At 34.3% G+C, this 15,047-nt stretch carries 13 protein-coding genes; 10 read left to right on the top strand and 3 right to left on the bottom strand.

Annotated elements, in window-relative coordinates:
* Nucleotides 1-109: 109 nt before the first annotated feature.
* The 4 genes from hpt to J3U19_RS07595 all read left to right on the top strand — a co-directional run bounded on the left by hpt (nucleotide 110) and on the right by J3U19_RS07595 (nucleotide 6,814).
* Nucleotides 110-649 (top strand): hypoxanthine phosphoribosyltransferase, encoded by a 540-nt coding sequence (gene hpt / locus J3U19_RS07610; protein ID WP_267341313.1) that lies wholly within the window; start codon nucleotides 110-112, stop codon nucleotides 647-649.
* A gap of 51 nt (nucleotides 650-700) precedes the next feature.
* A complete protein-coding gene (locus J3U19_RS07605) occupies nucleotides 701-1,153 on the top strand; it encodes a hypothetical protein (protein WP_267345919.1) in 453 nt (150 codons plus the stop codon).
* Between the two features lie 170 nt (nucleotides 1,154-1,323).
* Nucleotides 1,324-3,006 carry an autotransporter assembly complex protein TamA gene (locus J3U19_RS07600; RefSeq protein WP_267345917.1) on the top strand — a complete coding sequence of 561 codons (1,683 nt, stop codon included), beginning with the start codon at nucleotides 1,324-1,326 and terminating at the stop codon, nucleotides 3,004-3,006.
* A gap of 1 nt (nucleotide 3,007) precedes the next feature.
* Nucleotides 3,008-6,814: a translocation/assembly module TamB domain-containing protein gene (locus tag J3U19_RS07595; protein ID WP_267345915.1), complete on the top strand. Its 3,807-nt coding sequence runs from the start codon at nucleotides 3,008-3,010 to the stop codon at nucleotides 6,812-6,814.
* Nucleotides 6,815-7,128: 314 nt separating this feature from the next.
* On the opposite strand, the gene mnmD is transcribed toward J3U19_RS07595, so the two are convergent.
* Nucleotides 7,129-7,848, bottom strand: coding sequence for a tRNA (5-methylaminomethyl-2-thiouridine)(34)-methyltransferase MnmD (gene mnmD / locus J3U19_RS07590; protein WP_267345913.1), 720 nt, complete (start codon nucleotides 7,846-7,848; stop codon nucleotides 7,129-7,131).
* 89 nt (nucleotides 7,849-7,937) lie between these two features.
* Between mnmD and J3U19_RS07585 the strand changes: the two genes are divergently transcribed.
* From J3U19_RS07585 to J3U19_RS07560, 6 genes are all read left to right on the top strand, one after another.
* Entirely contained in the window at nucleotides 7,938-8,669 is a 732-nt protein-coding gene (locus J3U19_RS07585; protein ID WP_267341318.1) for a 1-acylglycerol-3-phosphate O-acyltransferase, read from the top strand.
* Between the two features lie 3 nt (nucleotides 8,670-8,672).
* Nucleotides 8,673-9,446: a methyltransferase domain-containing protein gene (locus J3U19_RS07580; RefSeq protein WP_267345911.1), complete on the top strand. Its 774-nt coding sequence runs from the start codon at nucleotides 8,673-8,675 to the stop codon at nucleotides 9,444-9,446.
* Between the two features lie 216 nt (nucleotides 9,447-9,662).
* Entirely contained in the window at nucleotides 9,663-10,589 is a 927-nt protein-coding gene (gene rfaD / locus J3U19_RS07575) for an ADP-glyceromanno-heptose 6-epimerase (protein ID WP_267341320.1), read from the top strand.
* A 15-nt stretch (nucleotides 10,590-10,604) separates the two neighbouring features.
* Complete coding sequence (rfaF, locus tag J3U19_RS07570; protein WP_267341321.1) at nucleotides 10,605-11,654, top strand: ADP-heptose--LPS heptosyltransferase RfaF; 1,050 nt, start codon at nucleotides 10,605-10,607, stop codon at nucleotides 11,652-11,654.
* On the top strand, nucleotides 11,654-12,616 hold the full coding sequence (rfaC, locus tag J3U19_RS07565; protein WP_416380235.1) for a lipopolysaccharide heptosyltransferase RfaC: 963 nt from the start codon (nucleotides 11,654-11,656) through the stop codon (nucleotides 12,614-12,616). The genes rfaF and rfaC overlap by 1 nt, the downstream gene beginning before the upstream one ends.
* Before the next feature lie 40 nt (nucleotides 12,617-12,656).
* Nucleotides 12,657-12,857, top strand: coding sequence for a YaeP family protein (locus J3U19_RS07560; protein ID WP_267341324.1), 201 nt, complete (start codon nucleotides 12,657-12,659; stop codon nucleotides 12,855-12,857).
* On the opposite strand, the gene J3U19_RS07555 is transcribed toward J3U19_RS07560, so the two are convergent.
* Nucleotides 12,850-14,253, bottom strand: coding sequence for a heavy metal sensor histidine kinase (locus tag J3U19_RS07555; protein ID WP_267341326.1), 1,404 nt, complete (start codon nucleotides 14,251-14,253; stop codon nucleotides 12,850-12,852). The genes J3U19_RS07560 and J3U19_RS07555 overlap by 8 nt on opposite strands.
* Nucleotides 14,240-14,926 (bottom strand): heavy metal response regulator transcription factor, encoded by a 687-nt coding sequence (locus tag J3U19_RS07550; protein ID WP_267341327.1) that lies wholly within the window; start codon nucleotides 14,924-14,926, stop codon nucleotides 14,240-14,242. Before J3U19_RS07550 ends, J3U19_RS07555 begins: the two co-directional genes overlap by 14 nt.
* Between the last annotated feature and the right edge of the window lie 121 nt (nucleotides 14,927-15,047).

Raw genomic sequence — 15,047 nt, 5'->3', positions numbered from 1 at the left:
CAAGCAGTCTCTTATTTATTCAATAAAAAATTGCCTACTTATTCTTTTTAGGAAGGAAAATTGCTAAAATCTAGTTCGATTTTTTTAAACGTTATTTTGAGCAGAATTAATGAAAAAACACACATTAAAAATGATGATATCAGAGGATGATATCAAAAAACGCGTAGTTGAATTAAGTCAACAAATCAGTCAAGATTATAAAGATAGTCAAAACGAATTTGTTTTAGTTGGACTTTTACGAGGTTCATTCATATTTATGGCGGATTTGAGCCGAGCAATCACTGTTGGTCATGAAGTCGATTTTATGACGGCATCAAGTTATGGCAACGCAGTAATGAGTAATCGTGATGTCAAAATTTTAAAAGATTTGGATGAAGATATCCGTGATAAAGATGTATTGATTGTTGAAGATATTATTGATACAGGCAATACACTAAGTAAAGTGATGGCAATTTTAAAATTACGTCATCCCCGTAGCATTGAAATTTGTACATTACTTGACAAACCGTCCCGTCGAGAAGTAAATGTACCCGTAAAATATATCGGTTTTTCTATTCCAGATGAATTCGTAGTTGGCTATGGTATTGACTATGCTCAGCATTATCGCCACTTACCTTATATTGGTCATATAACATTACTTGAGACCTGATTAACGTTTTGTTTTAAAGATTTAACCATTATGGCACGTAAGGACGAATAAATGATCGAGTTAATAGATATTACAAATACAGTAAATTTGCAATTTGATATCGTCGGTTGTGAGTTCCCTGACAGCAAAGATAATTGGTATTTACTTAAAGTTTTCGTTCAACAAGGTAGTAATCGGTTTGAAAAAACCGATTCAGTTATAGAAATCGCTGATTTACACAAACTATACAATTGGTTCAATGATTTATCAAAAAATCGGTTACCCAGTGAAGCTCAGTTATGTTTTACTGAGCCCTACTTTTCACTTGCATTTATCTCTTACAAAAATCAAGTTGTAACAATTTCAATTACACTCAATTATGAATTTGAACCGGATTTTTGTTTTGAATTCTCCGATGAATTACAAAATAGTTGGACAATGGTTTTTGAATTATCAAAATATAACTTAGTAACGATACTTGAAAATCTTAAACAATGGATTGTAAAGTTACCTCATCGAAAATGATATTCGAGGAGAATTAACTCTAATTTACAAAGCTTTTCATAGACGATAAAAGTGCAAATATGTTAAATTTATAGGTCATAACAAACCCATAATAGCTCCCTAAACAATTTCTAAAATAAACCATCGAGGTGTTTGTGTCACGATTTTCCCATTTATTATGTTTCGTTTTAATGATGACTACAGCATATTGTTATGCTGATATGCAGTTATCAATTAAAGGATTATCTGGGGAACTTGCTGATAATGTGGATGCTCGTGTTTCATTAATCGAACCAAATAAAATTAATAATTCACCCAATTTCAAACGTTATTTTGAAAGCGAAGTACAAAAAGCGCTTCGAGCTTTGGGATATTACTCACCTAGTTTTGAATATTTTGAACAAGATCCTAAAGTATTAACAGTCAAAATTTCACCTGGCGTACCCATATTAATTGGACAACTCAATATAAATATTACTGGTGAAGGTGAGCAAGATAAAGATTTTAATGAGTTGCTAACACATGATTTGCCTAAAAAAGGGGATATTTTAAATCATGGTAGCTACGAATCTTTTAAAAAAGCATTACTTAATTTATCTTTAGAAAAAGGATATTTTGATGCTAATATGTCTAAGCATCAGCTAGCAGTATCTAATTATGAACACCAAGCTTTTTGGAATATTGATTTTAATACAGGTCAACGTTACAAATTTGGTAAAGTTCATTTTCCAAATGTGAAAATTCGTAAAGACTATTTGGCTAATCTCGTGCCATTTAAAGAAGGTGAAAAATATACGGCTGAACAACTATCAATATTAAACAAACGCCTTAATTCAACCAATTGGTTTAATTCTGTTTTAGTTACGCCAGACTTTCCTCATTTAGGAGCGGATAAAACACTTCCCGTCGAAGTGACAACTTTGCCACGTAAAAGAAATAGTATGGATTTAGGATTAGGATACTCAACGGATAATGGCGTACATAGCAAAATTGGTTGGAGTAAGCCTTGGATTAATAGTCGAGGGCAAAGTTTCCAAAGCAATTTGTCTTTATCATCACCTGAAAAAACGATAACCATGAGTTATAAAATACCTTTAAAACAATCCCCATTAGAGCAATATTACACTATCCAAGGTGGTTATAAAAAAATTGACAATAATGATACCAATTCGCGTTCTTATACTTTTGGTGCATTACGCAATTGGGATCGCTTTGAAGGATGGCAAACAGCTTTGGGATTAAATATGTTACGGGATGATTTTACCCAAGGGGATTCAAGTTATAAAACCTTCTTATACTATCCTTCACTTAGCCTTTCCCGTATTCGTAGTGATGGGAATTTATTAGCTATGTGGGGCGACTCCCAACGTTATTCCGTTGAAGCTGCAGCAGAATCATTAGGATCAGATATCAATTTAGTTCGTTTTCAAGCTCAACAGACTTGGATCCGTTCATTAAAAGAATCTCATCGATTTATTGTTAGGGGGAATTTTGGGATAATTCAAGCCAGTAATTTTGATAGGGTACCGCCCTCTTTCCGATTTTTTGCTGGTGGTGATCGAAGTATTCGTGGTTACCGTTACCAATCAATTTCGCCAGAGGATAAAAAAGGTAAACTTAAAGGTGCTTCTAAACTCATCACAGGTTCGGCAGAATATCAATACAATTTATCAGGTCCATGGTGGGGTGCCGTATTTGTTGATAGTGGTGAAGCCATAGATAAAGTTGATAAAGCTAAATTTTATACGGGTAGTGGATTTGGTATCAGATGGTCATCGCCTGTCGGTCCGATAAAATTAGATCTGGCAACCCCATTAAACAAAAAAGATAAAGGCTCTATTCACCTATATATTGGTTTAGGAAGCGAATTATAAAATGTCTGAAAATGCTAATAATGAAGCAGTTGCTGAAAACTCAAAATCAATAGGAAAATGGAAAAAACGCAGTATTATCATACTGTCTATTTTCATTTTTTTAATTACATTTATCATTGTGATGATTTACACCAGTTTAGGTGTAAAACTGACCATGTTTGCATTAAATAACTATCTGCCAGAGCTGAAAATTCAACAGGTTGAGGGATCGTTTCATAATTTACAGATAAAAGGACTGTCATTAGATTTAACTGGGGTCCATGTAAGCGTTGAAGACGCATCTCTTGAATTATCAGGCTCATGTTTAATACAGACTAAAATCTGCCTAAAAAACTTTGATGCAAAAGGAATAAATGTTCAGATTGATACCAAACAATTTGAACCTTCAGAAAACGTTATTGCAGACACAACGGTCGAAGAACAACGTTTTGTTATTAAAACACCATTACCGATTGATTTAAAATCTACGCAGCTTAGCAATGTTAAAGTAAACGTTGATGATATGCAATTTGGCATGTCAAGTTTTACGGGTAAAGCAATATGGGTTAATGAAAAAATTTACGTTTATCCTGCGATTGCTATGAATTTGAGCGCAATTTTTTCCGATAACACGTCACCTCAAGAACACAAAATAGAAAATAATTTACCCATCAATGAACAGATTAATCAATTATTTAATGAACCACTGATTCGTTCCTTACCTCAAGTCAGCATTCCCTTAGATATCAATGTTAGTAGACTCAGTGGAGATGATTGGTTATTACATATAGGAGGGCAAGATTTTCATTTCAATCAAGTTACCATTCAAACTGACCTAGTTAACAATCATATCATGGTAAAACAAGTTGACACCAATATACAGTCGCCTTATATAAATGGACATGCATCTGTTACTGGTAAAATCATACTCGGTGATGATTGGCCACTGGTTGCCTCTGTTAAAGTGGACACGAAAGAAAACCACCTGGATGGACAATTTTCTGGAAAATTATTAGGTGAATTAACCGCTCATACCTCACTTAACGGATTAAATCAACTTAATATCGATAGTCATATTAATTTTGTCGAAAAATATTTACCTGTTATGACCAAATTAAATGGTAACCATATTCAATGGCCTTTGGAAGGAGCGGCTCAGTATCAACTTAATGATTTTAATCTTACTGTTGATGGCAATGTACAACAATATAATTTATCAGCAAAAGGGTCAGTAACGGGTGAAAATCTACCTACAACAACATTTGATATTGCCGGTAATGGTACCAATCAAGGGGCAATCTTCAACCGTGCAATCATTAAGTTACCACAAGGAGGGATTGCAGCATCGGGAAATGTGGATTGGCAAAATTCCCTAAAATGGAATACCAAGGTGAAGCTCAATCAAGTTGATCTCACTAAAGAGCTACCTCAATATCCTATAAAATTAAATGGTCAACTCAATACAACGGGTAAATTAGCCGATGACACTTGGCAATTCAATGTTACTGACCTAGATCTCAAAGGTAAAATCAAACAAGCCGATTTTTTGGCTAATGGTAATTTACAAGTTGATTCAAAACACAATGTAGCCGCTAATAATCTGGTGGTAATCTGGGATAAAAATCAGATTAATGTAAATGGTTCAACGGAAAAAGCTAGTTTGAACGCAACAATGAATCTCGCATCTCTATCGTTACTGGTTGATGAAATGCAAGGCTCAATTTTTGGTAACATCAAAATGGGAGGAACTCAACCCAATCCCGTCATCGAAACAAATTTGACTATAGATGCTTTAAACATGCCGAATATCTCAATAGCGAAAGCAACTTTATCAGGTAAAATTCATTATCAAGATCAATTAAGCTTACAATTAAGACTTATTGGAAACAATATTGGCGTTTCCAACCAAGTATTTAAAAAAGCAAACATTGATCTGGTAGGTAATGAAAATCAGCATACTTTAAGCATCGATCTTGATGGTAATCCTGCATCATTAAAAACGTTATTAACGGGGAAAATAGACAAAGGCCATACTAAGTGGAGCGGCAATGTCTCTAATGCCTTGTTAAATTTAGGCAATAATAACTCTTGGTCACTCACTCAACCTTTAACATTAACTTATGATTTAACCCAGCAAATACCCACTATTGGTGCCCATTGTTGGCGCAATAGTTCATCAAGCATCTGCTTAGATAAGCCATTATCCCCTTCACCTAACACTCAGACAACAATAACGTTGAAAGACATTGATTTGGCTAGATTACCTATTCCTAATGAAGGAGAAACAAAACTTTCAGGTAGTATCAATGGAAAAGCAGAGATTAAATTTGGAAATAGCAGCAAAATACCTACTATTAAAGCCAATATTTACAGTAATAAAATTTTTGTTCAGCAAATGATAACAAATCAAGCATTACCCATTCCATTTGATTTATTCAATATCAATGCAGAATTTAATGAACAACAGGCTAAATTGGATTGGCGTTTTAGTTTGAAGCAATTAGGAAAAATTAATGGTGATATGATCATTACTGATCCAAACAATCAGAAAAAATTGAGTGGTCAATTAATAATTGATAATCTGGCTTTAGCAATCCTTAATCCATTATTAGATAAAAATGAATATACCAAAGGTGCAATCAATGGGGCGATTAAATTTTCCGGTTCATTAATGGATCCTTATCTAACAGGTAATATCAATCTTCGACAAAGTGAAATAAAATCCAATCAATTACCTATTGACATTAAATCAGCAACATTAGATATAAAATTGAATGGTAAGTCTTCAAGCTTACAAGGAGTTATGACGACTCATTCCGGTAATGTTAATATTAACGGTAATGCAAGTTGGCAAAATTTAGATAAATGGCAAGCTAATTTAACGGTCAATGGCGCAGCAATGCAGGTAACAGTTCCACCAATGATTGTTATGAGCATTGTTCCTGATATCAAAATTAACGCCACTCAAGATGAGCTCACTCTTTTAGGGAAAGTAAACATACCTAAAGGCAAGATTACCGTTGACTCACTTCCTGCATCAAGCGTCGATGTTTCACCTGATGAAGTGATGCTAGACAAAAATGGTAATCAAATAGAACCACAAAAGTTTGGTATGAAAATCAATAGTCATCTTGAAATTAACATTGGGGATGATGTTTCTGTTGATGCATTTGGTTTGAAAGCTAAACTAAAAGGACATTTAGTTGCCACTCAAACTAATAAAGGTCTAGACTTACATGGTGAAGTATTAATTCCAAACGGAAGATTTCATGCTTATGGTCAAGATTTAATTATTCGTAAAGGAGTCATTACTTTTTCAGGACCAAGCGATCGCGCTCTACTTGATGTTGAAGCAATTCGTAATCCTGATTCAATGGAAAAAAGTAATATTACTGCGGGAATTCGAGTGACTGGCTCATCGGAAGATCCAAAAATTGATATCTTCTCAGACCCGGCAATGTCGCAACAAGAAGCCCTATCTTACCTAATTCGTGGACAAGGTCTTGATAACTCAGATCAGAGTGAAAACGACATGATGACCGCATTATTAGTTGGAATTGGTACATCCAAAACAGGGCAATACATAGGTGATATTGGTAATATGTTTGGGATTAAAAATCTTACATTAGATACTCAAGGCGCTGGTGATAGTTCTAAAGTGGTCGTGAGTGGCTATATTTTACCCCATCTACAACTTAAATATGGAGTTGGTATATTCGATTCTTTAGCGACGTTTACTTTACGTTATAGGCTTATGCCAAGTCTTTATTTAGAAGCGACCTCAGGTTTGGCTCAAGCATTAGACGTAATTTATCAATTTGAGTTTTAGATACATTTATCAAAGTTAAGATAAACAACAAAATTATTGATATAGATAAAATTAAGTAGGTTTTTATCAATAGCAAAATAGCACAGTAACGCGTATTTAAACATTCATAAATTGTTAAATCCTATCTTAAGATGGGGTTTAACTTTATAACTTTTAAAAATGTCTGTCCCATTTTTCTATAAATGTGAGCATTTATCTTGACTACAAAATACGATTCACACTTCATTAACGTTCACTTTAGTTTCCTATCTAAAAAAATCAGATTATAAACGAGTCATATTAAAGAGTTAAATCAAGTAAATAAAGAAACATGATTATACGGGTTTCTTACCAATTAACATTTCACGTTTTATACCGAATCCTTTACGTTTAAATACATTAAATCCAGCATTCAGTAAGTTACGTCGTACAAATCCTGCTGCGGTAAACGTTGCAAATGTACCATTTGGTGCAGTTAGTGTAAAACATTCATTAAATAAAGATTCTGACCACATATCAGGATTTTTAGCTGGCGAAAAACCATCAAAAAACCAAGCATGAATCAATACATTTTGTTTTCTTAAAAAATCGGGGAAATTACTTATATCATCACAAAAAATGGTTAATGTAATATTCTCGAACTGGCAAAGGCTTTCACCTTTATTTAAACTGGTTTCCAGCAGTGATGCTAACGTTTGCAAACCTTCATCATTCATTAATACCTTATGATGTATCTGCAAAAGTTCTTCAGATGATAATGGAAATTTTTCAACACTAAAAAATTTAAGCTTTTTAAGAATATGATCGGGATGTTGCTTTCTAAAATGAAAAAATGTTTGCCATAAAATCAGAAAACTGAGACCTGAACCAAAACCTGTTTCGCCCACTATGAATATTTCTTGATCATGCTTTGAAAAACGTTGATATAAATCATTACCTTCAATAAACACGTAACGCGTTTCATCAATTGCCCCTTCCGTATTAAAATACACGTCATCAAAATGGGTTGAGATCGGGGTTTGATTTTCGTCCCAAACAATCGTAGGTTTAAACATAAACATCCTATAGGCGTTGTTAATTTTACAAACTGTATATTAGCGTTGATTACGTATATAATACGCTAAGTCAACTTATGAGGTAAATTATGGTTTTTCTTTTTCGCTTAATTTTTGTAATTATAACAGGAATGATAATTTGTGTTTTAGGGGTAATTTTTTGTTTATTTAATCCAAGAAATCCTAAAAATGTAGCAAAATTTGCCCATTTATTCAGTTCATTATTTCAACCTATATTTGGTATCACTGTCATTACACGGTCCAATTCTAACATTAGTAAAATGGGAAGTTGTGTTTATATTGCTAACCATCAAAATAATTATGATATGGTTGTTGCTGGCGGGATAGTACAACCGAAAACCGTTACCGTTGGCAAAAAAAGTTTAGCTTGGATTCCATTTTTTGGGCAACTCTATTACCTAACAGGTAACATACTCATTGATCGCAATAAAAGATCAAAAGCACACGATACCATTGAACAAGTCGTTAGAGAAATTCAAAATCGTGGTATTTCTATCTGGATGTTCCCTGAAGGTACGCGTAGTCGTGGTCGAGGACTGTTACCATTTAAAACTGGTGCTTTTAAAGCAGCAATTGCAGCGGGTGTACCTATTGTGCCAATTTGTGTATCAGAGACGAATAATATTAAGTTAAATCGTTTCAATAATGGGTATAGGATTGTCGAAATGCTCGATCCAATTGAAACTAAACATCTCCATAAAAAAGATGCTAAAGCATTAATGGAAGAGTGCTATGCCCAAATGTCTAACAAAATAGCGCATATTAATGCTGAAGTACAACAACTGAATAATCAAAAGTAATTTATGAGTAAACAAGATCGTAACTTTGATGATATAAGTAACAAATTTGCACAAAATATCTATGGCACAACCAAAGGCCGAATTCGTGAAGCAGTAGTTTGGCAAGAACTTGAAAACATCTTAGCTCACTGGCCTTCACATAAACCATTAACTATCCTGGATGCTGGTGGTGGACAAGGTCAAATCGCATGTAGACTAGCTAAACTGGGTCACCATGTTACAATCTGTGACATTTCGAAACAAATGCTTGAGCTAGCAAAACAAAAAGCTGACGCAGAAAATATTAAAATCAATTGCCTTTGTTGTTCAATACAGCAACTTCATACTTTACTTGATGAACAGTTTGATATTGTTATTTGTCACGCAGTTTTAGAATGGGTTGCCGAACCAATTGAATTAATCCAATCATTAAAAAAACATTTAAAGGTAAACGGTTATTTATCATTAATGTTTTATAACTATCATGGACTGCTATTTAAAACAATTACATTGGGCAATTTTGGTTATACGCAAGCTGGTCTTGCGAAACGTAAAAGAAAGACTCTTTCCCCTGATTTTCCAAGAGATCCTAAAGATGTCTATCATTGGATTACCCAGTTGAATTTTACTATTTTACAGAAAACAGGAATCCGTCTTTTCCATGACTATCTAGCTAATAAATCCAAGGCCGAAACACACTTTGAACAACTATTAGAACTGGAAAAACAATATTGTCGATCTGAACCTTATCTTAATTTAGCAAGATATATTTTAGTCACAGCAAAAAAGAATCCATAGATAATTTGATTCAATCTATCAAAAAGGTTATTTCCTATTTAATGCGTCATATCTTGATTATTTTATCAACTATTTAGACGATGAGTGCTTAAGCAATTATGAGATTTAAATAGGCGTTTTCAATGCATGATGGCGGTGAAAATAAATCATCACTCGAAAAATTTGTCGTAAATCGGTATGATAAGAAGATTCAATTTATTGGTTAAGGAATTAGATATGATCGTTGTAACTGGTGGTGCTGGTTTTATTGGTAGTAATATCGTTAAAGGGTTAAATGACCGCGGACATAAAAATATATTAGTGGTAGATGATTTAACCGACGGCACGAAGTTTACAAATTTAGCTGATTTAGATATCGCTGACTATATGGATAAAGACGAATTTATCTCATTAGTTGTAGCGGGTGAAAATATGGATATAGATGTTATTTTTCATCAAGGTGCTTGCTCATCCACCACGGAATGGGATGGAAAATTTATGATGGAAAATAACTATCAATATTCGAAAGACTTATTACATTTCTGTTTAGATTTTAATATTCCATTTTTATATGCCTCTTCTGCAGCTACTTATGGTGGTCGCAGTGATAACTTCATTGAAGATCGTGCTTATGAAAAACCATTGAATGTTTATGGCTATTCTAAATTTCAGTTTGACCAATATGTTAGACAAATCTTACCTAAAGCTAACTCACAAGTTTGTGGATTTCGTTATTTTAATGTATATGGACCACGTGAATCACATAAAGGTAGCATGGCGAGTGTTGCATTTCATTTAAATGAACAGATTAACAAAGGTGAAAAACCGAAATTATTTGAAGGAAGTGATAACTTCAAACGCGATTTTATTTATGTAAACGACGTCGTTGATGTCAATTTATGGTTTTGGGAAAATGAATTTTCAGGTATTTTTAACTGTGGAACCGGTCGAGCAGAATCATTCCAAACCGTTGCTGACGCTGTAGTGAATTATCATAAAAAAGGGGAAATAAATTATATTCCGTTTCCTGATAACCTCAAAGGACGGTACCAAAGCTTTACTCAGGCTGATCTAACTAAACTTAGAGAGACTGGATGTCCAATTCAATTTAAAACAGTGACGGAAGGTACGACTGAATATATGAAATGGCTGAATCAACAATAGTAAGGTATTGATAAGATGAAAACTCTCATTATTGGTCCTTCGTGGGTTGGTGATATGATGATGTCACAAAGCCTATACCGTACTTTAAAGCAGCTTGATCCGAATAACAAAATTGATGTTATGGCACCCACTTGGAGTCAAGCTTTATTAAATAAAATGCCAGAAGTCAACCAAGTGCTTGAGATGCCAATAGGTCATGGTGAGTTTGCTTTCGCTGAACGTCGTCAAATAGGTAAATCACTCCGTTCTAGCCATTATGATCAAGCTATTGTTTTGCCAAATTCATTTAAGTCTGCACTCATTCCATTTTATGCCAATATTCCCAAACGTACGGGCTGGAAAGGTGAACTACGTTATGGATTATTAAATGATATTCGCAATCTTAACAAATCAGCATTTCCATTGATGGTTGAGCGCTATGTTGCTCTTGCTTATCCAAAAAATCAAATACATTCAGCAAAAGATCTACCACAGCCACTATTGTGGCCAAAACTGAATATAGAACAATCTGAAGTTGATGAGGCATTAGTAACTTTTGCACTTCCACAAGATGAACCATTAATTGGCTTTTGCCCTGGTGCAGAATTTGGACCGGCTAAACGTTGGCCAGATTATCATTATGCTACTCTTGCTGATATGTTGATTAAACAAAATGCGAGAATTATAATTTTGGGTTCAGCCAAAGATCGAGAAGTTGGTGATCAGATTATTGCAAAAATGGTGTATGGTGATAAATGTATCAACTTAGCGGGTAAAACCCAGCTAGAACAGGCCGTCAGTTTAATTGCTGCATGTAAAGCGATTGTGACCAATGATACTGGATTAATGCATGTCGCGGCTGCATTGGATAAACCCTTAGTAGCATTATATGGTCCAAGTAGTCCAGAGTTTACTCCTCCATTATCAAATAAAGCTGAGGTTATTCGTTTAATCACAGGTTATCATCGTATACGTAAAGGCGATGCTGAACAAGGCTATCATCAAAGTTTGATTGATATTAAACCCAGTAATGTATTTGAGACTTTGATGAATCTTATTATGCGTACCAAAAAGAGTAAAGGATGATGCGAGTCTTAGTCGTTAAAACCTCATCAATGGGTGATGTTCTGCATACCCTACCCGCATTAACAGATGCGGCAAATAACCTATCGAATATTACTTTCGATTGGGTGGTTGAAGAAAATTTTTCTCAAATACCCAGTTGGCACTATGCCGTGAACGATGTGATACCCGTTGCTATTAGACGTTGGCGAAAAAGTTGGTTTGCCAAAAAAACTCGTCAGGAACGCCAGGCATTTATCCAAACCCTTAGACAACAAAAATACGATTGTATTATTGATGCACAAGGGCTCATTAAAAGCGCTTTTCTTATTACTCATAAAGCACGCGGCACAAAGCATGGTTTGGATCGTCAAAGTATTAAAGAGCCTATTGCCAGTTGGTTTTATGATGTGAAGCATTATATTCCCAAACAAATGCATGCTATTGAACGAGTTAGAATGTTATTTGCACAAAGCTTACAATACCAACTACCTGATTCAATGGGCGATTATGCGATTGCCCGCCATTTTTTGTCGTCTTTACCGAACGATAATCAGCAATATCTTGTTTTTTTACATGCCACAACACGAGATGAAAAACATTGGACAGAAGAAGAATGGAGAAAGTTAATTAAACTGACCGAATCTACAGGACTAAAGATAAAATTACCTTGGGGAGCTACGCACGAACAGCAAAGAGCTGTTCGTCTTGCACAAGGTTTTAAACATGTCGATGTGTTACCAAAACTATCACTGTCTGATGTTGCAGCGATTATTGCTGGAGCAAAAGCAGTTGTTTCAGTTGATACAGGATTAAGCCATTTAACTGCCGCATTAGATCGCCCAAATATTACTCTATTTGGTAAAACTGATCCAAAATTAATCGGTGGCTATGGCAAAAATCAATTTAGCATAATTTCACCGGAAAAGAACATGCACACCATTCAAGCCGAGCAAGTATACCAACAGTTGACTCAGCTTTTATAACAAGACATAAAGATTACAAAAAATAACAGGAAGCATTTTAATGAATAAATATTGTGAACTCATTCGTGAAAAATATGCCCAAATTGGTAGTAATGAACTAGGTTACATTGATGATGCCTTAGGGGCAGTAATGTTAGTTTTAAATGAAGTAGTGGATTGCGAGAATGTTCCTCAAGACCTTAAAAATAAAGCTGCCTATGCAGCAGCTAATTTATTGATTAGTGATTATGAGGTTAGATAACAGTTGGTAAAGTAATAATAAAACGAGTAGATATATCATCAGACTTAACGGAAATCGATCCCTTATGTGTCTGAATAATGGATTTAACAATTGCCAATCCTATTCCAGCACCTGAATTATCATTACCATTACGATGACGTGATTCATCTACTCGATAAAAACGATCAAAAAGATGAGGCAAATGCCGGCTATCAATTTTTTTACCTGGATTAGCAATGATGATTTTTACTCTTTTTTCAGAAGGTTGACTTAAAGTAATGTTAATCACCTCATTTTGAGGAGTATAACGAATTGCATTGGAAAGGATATTACTTATCGCTCGACCTAACATAAGTTTATCGCCTTGAATATGTGAACAGCTGCCCTCTAAATTAAATGTAATATTTTTCTCATCAGTAAGCGGTTCAAAATAGTCACACATCATAGTAAGCATACTAACCAAATCAATATCAATAAGATTTGGCACTAGCTGTTGATTATCGGCTTGAGCTAAAAAAAGCATATCTGAGATCATTTGTGACATTTTTTCATACTCTTCCAAATTGGAGTACAAAATTTCTCGATACTCTTCGGTTGATCTAGCATTATTCAACACAATTTGTGTTTGAGTGGTGAGATTAGTAATCGGTGTTCGCATTTCATGAGCGATATCAGCCGTAAAATTACGTTGACGCTGAAACACATCCTCCATACGAGTAAGCATTTTATTGAATGCTCTTACTAAGCTAATATATTTAGTTGGTACTGAGGAAGTTGGTATTCGATAATTCAAACTTTTAAGATTGATTTTTTCTATCTTCCTAATGAGTCGGTTAATCGGTTTCTGGGTAAAATAAATTGAGATAAACGATCCAATTAATGCTAAAACACAAGAAATGGCAATAAGTAAACCTAAACCACTTCTTAATCGGCTAATAAATTCAAGTTGTAAATCGCGACCAACAGCCACAATAGTGGTGTATTGCTTTTTATTATCAAGTATAACTCTTGACGCCGCAACTCGATATGAGGATTTACTCATATTCGATACAGTTGTTGAGTGATCTGTAATAATCTTTTCCAAGCTAGCAGGTTTCAAAGCAACTGCTAGATTAGGACCACGGGTACGATAAAGAACTTTACCTGAATCATCAATGATATAAACAAACAAGTGATGATGCCCGGTTAATATCAACAATAAGTTTTGGAAAAGCTCATCATGATTATCTTTAGGTGAATAATAAATGAGTTCACGTTCTATTGAGGAGATAACTGAATTCAACTCTGATACATTTTGCTGAATAGAAAATTTTTCAAAAGAACTTTCAATAAGATAACTAAAACAATAAAGAAGCCCACAAGTAAGTAAGCAAACAATTAGTGGTAAACGAAAAGAAATAATTTTAGTCCGCTTCATCCAATACATCCAATTTATACCCCATTCCACGTACAGTATGAATTAATTTAGGTTCAAATCCAGCATCAATTTTATTGCGTAATCGTCTAATTGCTACATCAATGACATTGGTATCACTATCAAAATTCATATCCCAAACTTGTGATGCAATCAGTGATCTTGGTAATACTTCACCTGGATAACGTAAAAAATACTCTAATAACAGAAATTCTTTATTGGTTAAATCAATTCTTTTATCTGCTCGCGTTACGGTTCTTTTAGGTAAATCCATTACCAAATCCGCAATGCTTAATTGATAATTGTTGACTTGTGGAACATTGCGCCTAAGTAAAGATTTTACTCTTGCCAGTAATTCAGCAAAAGAAAACGGTTTAACTAAATAATCATCCCCACCTAAGTTTAACCCTTTGACTTTATCTTCAACACTCCCCATTGCTGTGAGAAAAATAATTTGTGTGTCTTTTCCTGCTTCACGTAATGATTGGACGATTTTCCAGCCAACTATATCTGGCAACATGACATCGAGAATAATTAAATCATAATCTTCTGTCATGGCTCTATGATAGCCATCTAGACCGTTATCAGTTAAGTCAACAATAAAACCTGATTCAATTAACCCCTGACGAAGATACTCACCTGTTTTATGTTCATCTTCAACAACTAACAATTTCATTTTGAGTATTTCCTTTGTTAATTTATTTGATTATCGAAAATGTATACTGCTGTAGTAGGATATCTGAAAAAGCCAAATGGCATCATGACATTTTAATGACTATATTGTAATTTTATAGTCA

The sequence above is a fragment of the Gilliamella sp. B2828 genome, assembly GCF_026537125.1.
Classification (GTDB): domain Bacteria; phylum Pseudomonadota; class Gammaproteobacteria; order Enterobacterales; family Orbaceae; genus Gilliamella.
The sequence above is the reverse complement of the archived record's forward strand: the minus strand, read 5'-3'. Positions and strand labels throughout refer to the sequence as shown.